The following is a 9,236-nucleotide window of genomic DNA, read 5'->3' on the forward strand; positions in this document are numbered from 1 at the left end:
TGGAGTCCCTGCCCGCATCAGTTTGTGGGGGCTCCACTTCGACAGCATGCCGAGTTGGTGTATCTGCAGGTTACGGAAATATTTCAGGATGCGGAAGACGCCCGCTCCAGTCCGGGACCTCGATACTCGTCCTGTCTTTGCGGCTTGCGTGCGCCTGGGCCGGCGATCGGCTGCGTGAGGCGTGTCGATTGTAGAAACTGACAGTGCTGCTTGTTGTTGGGTGCGCCGGTTCGCTCGTCGATCGCGATCGGGAACGTCGGTTTCGGGTGCGGGTTCGATGTGGTTGCCGTAGTTGACATGGTGGCCGACCAGGCGCAATCTCCTAGCCTTGAACCGTCCTCGGAAGCGTCAAAATTTCTATCGTGGCGGGGGTAGAAATTCTCTGTTGGTGTGTTGTATCTTTTTTCTCGCAGGAACGAAATCAAGAGGTGTGGGAGAGATGAACTACCCGCAGGCAGTACCGCAGGGCCGTGCCGGGGCCGAAAGTTGTTGTGAGTGTGTAGTTCAGGTCCCGGCACCCCCGTTCAAACGGGCTACCGGACATGGTGTCTGCGTTCGGAAAGCTCAAACGAGTGCAGTTGTTGGTTCAGTGAGTGAAATCGACCTGTCTCGGCCCCCGGCGCACCCCCGCGCCGGGGGCCCCGTCCATTCGAAGTGAAAGTAGACCGCCATTACGGCAGAGCGACCCGCCGGCGACCTGTCCGGCAAGTTCGACGACGAAGACTATCCCGCCTACAGCATGGGCCACGCCGCCGAACTTCTCGGCGTGCGGCAAGGGTTCCTTCGCAGCCTCGATGCCGCGAAACTCCTCACCCCGCAACGCTCGGCCGGTGGGCACCGCCGTTACTCGCGCTATCAACTGCGTATCGCCGCCCGCGCGCACGAACTCGTTGCCGCCGGCACCCCACTCGAGGCTGCGTGCCGGATCATCATTCTCGAAGATCAACTCGCCGAAGCGCGCCGCATCAACACCGAACTTCAACAACGCGAGAGCAGGCCCGGCGTCTGACCGCGGGCTCGTTTCGGTGAATGAGCGGTTCGAGCGTCCCAGCAACGACGTCGCGGCCGGTGTCGCGGTCGCGAGAAACAGGGCCAGCGTCAATGTTCGTCTCTCGTTATCCGGTCCCCGCAGGGAGCTTCTGAGTGCGCGGAGATCGAAATGGCTGGTGCGGTGACAATTCGAGCGTCGCATGACTAGTGCGTGATTGGACGGCTGGCCGGGTTGGAGGCGCGGGTGCCCAGTTGATCAGTAGTGGACGACGGACAGGTGTGCGGGCGGCAGGGCAGTTCTTCGAGCTGTATGACCGGGTTCTACTGCTGCGGCCCGTCATCGACGGAACAATCCGATGTCTGGCATCAACTCGGCTGAGGTCCCATGCCCAGATACTTCCTGTGTCGAGCCCGGGGTACGAGGTGCAAGCTTTGGTTCGGAAGGGTTGTGGGTGTCTGGTTCTCGCAGGTCGATGGCGTCGGTGTACCCGTTGGGGCACAGTCCACGAACTCTTTCTCGGGTGGTGACGGGTGTCGGGTGCGGGCCGTTCGAGCATCGTGATCGTCAGGGTTTGGCCGCATCGGATGCAGTTGCGGCCGTGTTGGGTCACGACGACGGATACGGTGCTCGTGGTCGGGTGGTGGGCGGACCGACGACGGACGAGGTAGTGGCCGCTCTTAATTCCGAGAGCCACTATGTCGCAACGAATCAGCAGATGTATTCCAGCGCAAGTCAGAAGAACTGAGGCTCAGATGACTCCCGATCAGACCCCGGCCGAGGAGTACCGCGAACTTGCTGGCCGCTTCAGCGAAATCGTGGAAGGCGTACCCGATCAGGCAGCGTGGAACAGGGCCGCACCGGTCGAGGGTTGGAAGGCCCGTGACGTTGTTCGCCACCTCGTCGAGTGGTTTCCGCCGTTCCTTCAGGAAGGTGCCGGCATCACCTTGCCTGCCGGTCCGGACGTCGATGACGATCCGGCAGCTGCGTGGCGCGTCTTCAACGACGGTGTCCAAGCGGTGCTCGACGATCCGACTGCCGGGGACAAAGTTTTCTCCCATCCGAACACCGGTCAGGCATCCTTACCTCAGGCTGTGGCGCAGTTCTTCACCGCCGACGTGTTCATGCACAGTTGGGACCTGGCGCGCTACCGGTCAGGACGAGACCCTCGACTCTGAACGCTGCGCCATGATGCTCGCGGGTATGGAGTCCTGGGATGAGGTGCTGCGGTCAGTACGGGCCACGGGCAGATGTGGCTGACGGCTCCGACCTGCAGACTCGATTTCTGGCTTTCATCGGACGCGATCCACGGCCGTGAGGCAATCCAGTGACTGGGGACGCTAGCCGTACGAAGTCTCGACTGTCGTGGACGGTCCCTGGAACAATGATCCGCGCGTGCTCGAACCTGTCCGCTGACGTCCCTGGCCGTGGTGTGACGTCCGGGACTGAGCTTGAGGGCCAGAGTCCGGAGTGCGGTCAAGCGTCGCTGAGCGCGTAGACGCTGGTGAACCCCCTCTTTTCGGGTAGAGGTTCGACGGCTCGGCGTCCGAGTCGGGTTGGGTGAGGGGGTAGCGGTGTCAGATTTTGGGGATGTCACGGAGGTGCGTGCTTGTTTACGGGCACGGAAATCGCTGATAGATGTGCCGTACCGTTTCGGAGGGTTCGGTGCCGTCGGGGGGAGGTCGATGATCGGATCTCGGTGGAGGGCGTGCGGTTCGTGAAAGCAGAAGGTCGTGTGGTGCGGTCGATTCGGGGCAGGCGCCCACCGCCGTGAGTGACCAGCGTGCTGGTGGGTGCCTGTGTGCGACTCATCCGAACCGTTCGCCGCGTGGGGTAGTTACCTCGCGGCCGGCGGGCTGAAACATCGGCGGTGGTAGCGCGTTCAGGTGGATCTCAATGCGGGAAGCAAGTCGCCCGAGCCGACTTGGCTCGATCTGTTGTCAGTCGTATACGAAAGCGTGCGAGCGGAACATTTTTCCATGAACCGCACCGGGATCGTCTGTGCTCTCAGTGGTTGTCTGTCGGGTGTGAGTATCGTGCTCGAAATCTGTAACGCAAAAGCCTCCGGCGCATGACATCGACGTTCTAGTGTTTTCGCACCTGAACTGGATACGGAGTGCACTGTGACTGCCTTTTGGACTACAGAAGACCTGCCTACGGCCGAACAAATGAGTTACTGGGCTGATGTGCTGTGCCAGGCATTCACGCCGCTGTCCCCGTCGAGGTCGCGCGATCACATAGACCGGAGCTCAATCCCGTCCGGACTACCCGGATGGGTGCGTTCAGCTCCGGTCGGGGGTGGAAACGCCGCGGAAATCGCCTCCTGCACTCAGCGGATCGAGCACGGACACCGCGAAGTTGCTCGTACATCGGACGACGTCGTCTTCGTCAATCTGCAATTGGACGGTCACTGCGTGACCACGCAAGACGCCCGACAATGCATCGTCTCGCGCGGCGAATTCGCAGTCGTCGATTCCACTCGCCCCTATCGCCTCGAGTTCGTCGAGCCCGAGGGAAAGGGATCACTGTGGCGAGTGCTGTCGTTCCGACTTCCCCGTGCACAACTCGCCGATCTGACTACCCCCGATAGATCCACGACTGCTCGCAACTTCGCCGGCGGGTCAGGTTCTGCTCGTCTCCTGAGCTCACTGATGCTCGAGACGTGGCGAACGGATACGTCTCTTGTCTCCATCGAACGACAGATGATCAGCGCAGCCCACGTAGATCTGTTGCGCGCGGTGCTCGGCGGTGCAGTCGAACGCGAGATGCACCAAGATCGCGACACCGACCATCTACTCAGAATCGCCGCCATCCGCTACATCGAGACACATCTGCCCTTCGGCCGTGTGTCGGCGACAGAAACAGCCCAACACCTGGGGCTATCAATTCGGACCCTACATGCAATATTCGAACGGTCCGGCACCACCTTCGGTGCTCTCGTGCGTCGGCACCGGCTGGAGGCATGCCGTCGGGACCTAGCTGATATTCGCAATGACTGTTCCGTCGCGGCGATAGCAGCGATGTGGGGATTCGCCGACTCCGCGCACCTCGCCAAAGCCTTTCGCTCCGAATTCGGTTGCAGCCCCGGCGACTACCGAAAGTCCCAGCATCCCGACCCCGCAGCCGCGGACGCGCGTCGCCCGCAGCAGTTGCAGGACTGAATTGCAGGAATCTACCGAGCTCGGCGCAGGCTGATACAAGACTGAGCGGGCAGTCTGACTGGATGCTTGGGTGCGTGGCAGCGTCGCCCGATCACTTCGTCCATCAGCATCGAGGAGACCCCGATGACCTTGAGCTTCGAACTCAGCCCTGAACAACTCGCCGTACGCATGCAGGCGCGGCAAGTAGCGAACGACGTCCTGACCGGCGTCGCCCCCGCGATCGCACCCTTTCCTGAGCCGGAGGACCGGTTCTACGCGCTGCAACCGATCTACAAGAAACTTGCCGAACTCGGATTCCTCAAAGGCCTCGTACCCAACGAATACGGAGGTGCGTACTTCGACAACCTGACATTCAGCTTGGCCGCGGAAGAACTTGCGCGCGTCGACATCAACGTGCCCTCGGCCCTTCTGGGGACAGGACTGGGGCTCAACCCGATCATCAACTTCGGCACCCACGAGCAAAAACAGCGATGGCTACCGCTTTTCTGTGACGGCAAAGCTCGCCTCGCCGCCATCGCCTACACCGAGGTCACCGGTGGTGCGAACTACGATTCACCAGACCCGACCGTCGGTATTCAGACCTTCGCACGGCGTGACGGCAACGAGTGGGTAATCAACGGCGCGAAGCACTACACCACCAACGCTTCCGGCTGGGATGGAAACGGCGCCGACCTCATCAGCGTCGTATGCCGCACCGACCCCACGCTCCCACCCTCGGAATCACTCGCGGTCATCGTCGTCGAACGCGGCACACCTGGGGTCGAGATCACCGGCATGATCGACACCATCGGGCACCGCGCCACCAACTCGCCTCGCGTCGAATTCACCGATGTGCGAGTACCCGCCGACAACCTGATCGGCACCCCAGGCGATGGCCTCGACATCGTCGCCACAGCCTTTTCCTGGACCTGCTCGTCGATCGGCGCCGCGTGTGTAGGTCGAATGCGCGCAGCCTTCGACTACGCCTACGAATTCGCCAAAACCGACCACCGTTCCGGACCGGTCCCTGTCATCGACTACCAGAATGCGGGCTACATGCTCGCCGACATCAAAACCCGCATCGAAGCCGTCCGCTACTTCTCCTGGAAAGCCGCCGACCACTTCGACCACACCGGAGGCAAAGACCGCGAGCTAGCCAACCAAGTCAAGATCTTCGCCTCCGAAACCGCAGTCCAAGTCGTCTACGACGCCATGCGCCTCGTCGGCGTCGATGCCTACACGAACCTGACCCCGATAGCCGCCATCATGGAAGACGTCCTCTGTTTCCCAGTCTACGACGGAGGCAACATGGGGGTCAGACGACGCAACATCCACAACCTGCTCAAACAGGACGGCTTCGATCCACTCGCCGCCTCCGAGAATCGACTTTCAGTCATCCCACCTGCATGATCTGAGTCGCTGCCTCCACGATCTGGAGAGCTAAGGCTTCATTTTTTACCACAGAAGAAACACAACCAGCCGCTGGCTGCCATCGCGCTCATTTCACGCCTCCAACAGGACCTCAACGATTCAAAGGCACAATCGCGATGGCAGCCTCGGACGTGTCGTTATCCGAGCATTCACACATCTGCCAGACGGTCACCGAAGTCGCTCTGGCGTGGCATGTCCGTGTTGATTCACGCCATCAGGCGGCTCGTGCCCGGCGGGTCAGCCGTCCAGGAACGTTCGTCTCGCAGTAACGCCCACAACACATCGACAAGCCTGCGTGCGAGCGCGATCACTGCTTGATTGTGATGCCGATGCTCACCACGTTTACGCTGGTAAAACTCCCGGGAGGGGCCGCTGCGCTGCGCACCAGAGAATGCAGCCATGTAGAACACCCGCCGTAAATCCCGGTGATAGCGCTGCGGCCGGTGCAACACACCACTACGACGGCCCGAGTCGTGCGAGACCGGAGCCGGCCCCGTATAAGCGGCGAGTTTCGCTGCGGAGCCGAACGCGGCCATGTCCCCCCCGCCGGTGGCTGCCAGGAACTCCGCACCCAGTCGCGTACCGATGCCGGGGACCGACTCGATGATGTGCGCGTGGCGGTGCCGCCGGAATACTGCCGCGATCTGCTTGTCGAGATCCTTGACCTCCCGATCAAGCTCCAACAACTGCCCGGCCAGTCGCATGACGAGATGCGCGACCGCAGCTTCACCGGGCAGAACCACACGCTGGCCCTCGGCCATATCGCGCGCTGTGGTGACCATTCCAGGGATCGTCGGCCGGCGCACCTCACCGGCCCGTAGTAATCCTGCCAATTCGTCATCGGTGGCCGCCCGGATCGACGCGGGTGTGCAGTACCCGGTGAGCAGGATCAACCCGGCGCGGGTCGAGTAGTCGAAGCTCCGCTCGAGTCCCGGAAAGATACTGGTCAGTAATCCACGTAGACGGTTGACTCCGCGAGTCCAATCTCCAACCCGGTCGGTCCTGTGCCCGGTCAGAACGGTCAACTCGACGATCATCTCGTCAGGGGGTGCGATCTGGGAGATGTCGGAGCGCATCCGTGCGGTCTGGGCGATGACCAGAGAATCGCGGGCATCGGTCTTCCCTTCGCCGGTGAATGCGCCGGTCATCCGGTGCACGATGCGGCCCGGCACGTACTGGACGCTCTGACCAGCCGCGTTGAGCACGCCCAGCAAAAGGGCTGCCTCGTGCGAGGTCATATCCACCGCCCACCGGACATCAGTACTTGTGGACATCGCGAGCGCGACGATGCGTTCGATCGACTCCTGGTCATTGGTGATGCGGTGCGACCACACCAGATTGCCCGCCACGTCGATTGCGGCCGCATGGTGAGCGCGTTTGCCGATGTCGATACCCACCCAGAGTTGCTGATCTTGTCCTGTCACCGTGTTCTCCGTCCGCAAGTAGTCACCCGTGGGACGGTCCGCCAGCACACCTTTAAACAGCGACGAATTCGCGAACAGATCTCAATCAGCAGCCGGAACGTCCGCAACGAGCAGGGTGGCCTTCCACGCGAAGCCACCATAGGCAACAGGTGATTGTCAGCCTCGCCCCGCTCGCCGACGGGCACCCGAGGCGAGCACCTCGAGCACCATCCACGTTAAAGGTGGTTGTGAGGGATGCCTTTTCGTGAGTAAACCGAAGCGAGCCAGTGCGGATTGGAGGGGAGTGCACGGCTTCGGTAATACCTAGCTGGCGACCCTGGGGCTCTGGTCTCGGCTGACCGACTGCGAGAGCTGCTCGCCGCCTCGCATCGCCCGGATGTTGCGGCGCGACAGTTCTGACGCAGTAGAACCCAACCCGCCAACTAACGATCTTTCACAAGGAACATCATCGCGTCCGGGGCGTGCGGTAGAGGACGGTCTCGCACGCGGCAGTAGGAGAAGTGTGCCACGAGCAGTCACAGCATCTTGCCGAAGTCGACAACGGCGACGCACGAATGCGGACTCCATCTGCGGTCACATCGACCGAATCGATATCGACACCCGCCAGATGTGGGGGCTTTTCTCGTCGGTAGCGAGGGTTGGGTTCGGCGAGGTGGTTGAGCCGGGGAGTCGGTCCGGCGAGGACTCGACGTTGCACGTGCGCAACGGCAGGCGCGCTGGATCCGGGAGTCGGGGGGGGCTATCTCCGAGCGGCCATTGCCTGCTTGGCTGCCTCGACGAGGTGTTCCGCTGCGCGGTTCATCTTCTTCAATTCCGCAGAGGTCAGGTCCTGGTGGGTGTAGGCAGCTTTGTTCTTCAAGTTCAGCAGAGTGCCCAGATGCCGTTCGGATCCGTTGTCGGCACGTTTGAGTAGGGCAACGGCCTCGCTGTGGTTGCCGGTGTTCGAGTGCACACCGAGGCGCAGGCAGCAGAGTACGTCCGAGGCGGCGATACCCGCGTCGACGTACAAGTCCCCGGCGGCGTTGGGCATCTCCTCTCCGAGATGGTCAGCGGCGTCGAAGAATTCGTTCGCTTTGGACATGCGCCCCGCGGTGACAACGGAGTCGCAGTCGCGTTGTCCCGCCATCAGGACCTCCTCGCAACGGGGCGCAGCTGCGCGTTGAACCAGCTCCGTGTCCCCGCTATGGTCAGGCCCTGTTTCGCCACGTCTCGGAGCAGGGGTTCGCCGGCAGCGGCCGCGGCACGGAGCTCGTCCTCGGTGTACTCGACGACGCGGGCGTCGTTGCCAGTCCACGCGGTGACCAGTCGGGCGAGTTCGGTTACCCGTTCCTCCCACGCTTCGTTCCCGTCGTGGCCGGTGTCAGCGGCGCGCACTAGGAACAGGTCGATGTCGCTCTCGAGCTTCATGTGCCCGGTCGCTGCCGATCCGAACACTGCGGCATACCGCAGCGTAGTGAGCCACCCGTCCAGGTGTTTTTCGAGGCGCTTGAGGAAGGTGGAGTTCAGCTGTGCAAGCGCCATAATGGGTTCGGCTGCGAGATGCTCGGTGTTGAGGCGGTAGGTGTTGGTCCTGCCTACCTGATCGTGGAGCACCACACCTTGCGCGGCGAGGCGGTTGAGGACCTTGCGGATGCCTTCGCCTGAGCCCGTGGCGAGGATGCGCTGGACTTGGCTGATCGTGAACGTGGCGTCCGCGCTTGCCAAGACAGCAAGCACGTCGCCGTCCAGGGTCGGCGCTACCGTGGCGAACGGCCTGTTCAGCTGCATGACAGACACCTCCTCAGTTCCAACTAAAGTGTGAATATAGCAACTATAGTTGGAGTAGTTCGAGAAGAAGTCCAGGACACGCAAACAATAGGGCCTGTCCCCGTTCAGCAAGACTCCGGCAAGCGGACCGGAAATCTGCGCCGACGATCCCGCCGACTTGTAGTTGGAGTCTTTTCGCCTCCGATCGTCTGTTAGGAGCTTGTACTGGGGTTTAACCGCCACACGGAGTGGGAATATCACCGCCGCGGCAGTTGATGTCGGGCAGATGATCGGCCGCACAAGGCCAACCAACCGGGTGTTGACTCCCCGGGGGGGTCGGCCGCCCGATCTGCGTACCGCTTCGTCGCTTCGGATACAGTCCGCATCGCGAACGACGACGAACATCAGATGGCGGCGATCGCGCGTGTGAGCAGGCAATCGATCTGATGTATTCCTCGGGCGAGGCCGAGCCGTTCGTGCTGCCACGCAATGTGGTTGTCATCGGCC

Annotated in this window: 8 protein-coding genes; 5 read left to right on the plus strand and 3 right to left on the minus strand. The window is 62.0% G+C overall.

The window, feature by feature from the left end:
• Window positions 1-739: 739 nt before the first annotated feature.
• From QMA15_RS32185 to QMA15_RS32205, 5 genes are all read left to right on the plus strand, one after another.
• Complete coding sequence (locus QMA15_RS32185) at window positions 740-1,009, plus strand: MerR family transcriptional regulator (RefSeq protein ID WP_290289108.1); 270 nt, start codon at window positions 740-742, stop codon at window positions 1,007-1,009.
• 433 nt (window positions 1,010-1,442) lie between these two features.
• Window positions 1,443-1,736, plus strand: a complete 294-nt coding sequence (locus tag QMA15_RS32190; RefSeq protein WP_290289112.1) for a hypothetical protein — start codon at window positions 1,443-1,445, stop codon at window positions 1,734-1,736.
• A gap of 7 nt (window positions 1,737-1,743) precedes the next feature.
• Entirely contained in the window at window positions 1,744-2,166 is a 423-nt protein-coding gene (locus QMA15_RS32195) for a maleylpyruvate isomerase N-terminal domain-containing protein (protein ID WP_290289116.1), read from the plus strand.
• A gap of 990 nt (window positions 2,167-3,156) precedes the next feature.
• Complete coding sequence (locus QMA15_RS32200) at window positions 3,157-4,149, plus strand: helix-turn-helix domain-containing protein (protein WP_290289131.1); 993 nt, start codon at window positions 3,157-3,159, stop codon at window positions 4,147-4,149.
• A gap of 123 nt (window positions 4,150-4,272) precedes the next feature.
• Entirely contained in the window at window positions 4,273-5,538 is a 1,266-nt protein-coding gene (locus QMA15_RS32205) for an acyl-CoA dehydrogenase family protein (protein WP_290289119.1), read from the plus strand.
• A gap of 227 nt (window positions 5,539-5,765) precedes the next feature.
• Here QMA15_RS32205 and QMA15_RS32210 read toward each other — a convergent pair whose 3' ends face one another.
• From QMA15_RS32210 to QMA15_RS32220, 3 genes are all read right to left on the minus strand, one after another.
• Window positions 5,766-6,983 (minus strand): IS110 family transposase, encoded by a 1,218-nt coding sequence (locus tag QMA15_RS32210; RefSeq protein WP_290289122.1) that lies wholly within the window; start codon window positions 6,981-6,983, stop codon window positions 5,766-5,768.
• Between the two features lie 739 nt (window positions 6,984-7,722).
• Complete coding sequence (locus QMA15_RS32215; protein WP_290289125.1) at window positions 7,723-8,109, minus strand: hypothetical protein; 387 nt, start codon at window positions 8,107-8,109, stop codon at window positions 7,723-7,725.
• On the minus strand, window positions 8,109-8,750 hold the full coding sequence (locus tag QMA15_RS32220) for a nucleotidyltransferase domain-containing protein (RefSeq protein ID WP_290289128.1): 642 nt from the start codon (window positions 8,748-8,750) through the stop codon (window positions 8,109-8,111). The genes QMA15_RS32215 and QMA15_RS32220 overlap by 1 nt, the downstream gene beginning before the upstream one ends.
• Window positions 8,751-9,236 lie beyond the last annotated feature (486 nt).

The organism is Rhodococcus sp. APC 3903 (assembly GCF_030407755.1).
Taxonomy (GTDB): domain Bacteria; phylum Actinomycetota; class Actinomycetes; order Mycobacteriales; family Mycobacteriaceae; genus Rhodococcus_F; species Rhodococcus_F erythropolis.

Bases quoted from the DNA above. Each gene is read 5' to 3' on its own strand.
- QMA15_RS32185 (WP_290289108.1), top strand. From the start codon at position 740: ATGGGCCACGCCGCCGAACTTCTCGGCGTGCGGCAAGGGTTCCTTCGC.
- QMA15_RS32195 (WP_290289116.1), top strand. From the start codon at position 1,744: ATGACTCCCGATCAGACCCCGGCCGAGGAGTACCGCGAACTTGCTGGC.
- QMA15_RS32200 (WP_290289131.1), top strand. From the start codon at position 3,157: ATGAGTTACTGGGCTGATGTGCTGTGCCAGGCATTCACGCCGCTGTCC.
- QMA15_RS32205 (WP_290289119.1), top strand. From the start codon at position 4,273: ATGACCTTGAGCTTCGAACTCAGCCCTGAACAACTCGCCGTACGCATG.
- QMA15_RS32215 (WP_290289125.1), bottom strand. From the start codon at position 8,109: ATGGCGGGACAACGCGACTGCGACTCCGTTGTCACCGCGGGGCGCATG.
- QMA15_RS32220 (WP_290289128.1), bottom strand. From the start codon at position 8,750: ATGCAGCTGAACAGGCCGTTCGCCACGGTAGCGCCGACCCTGGACGGC.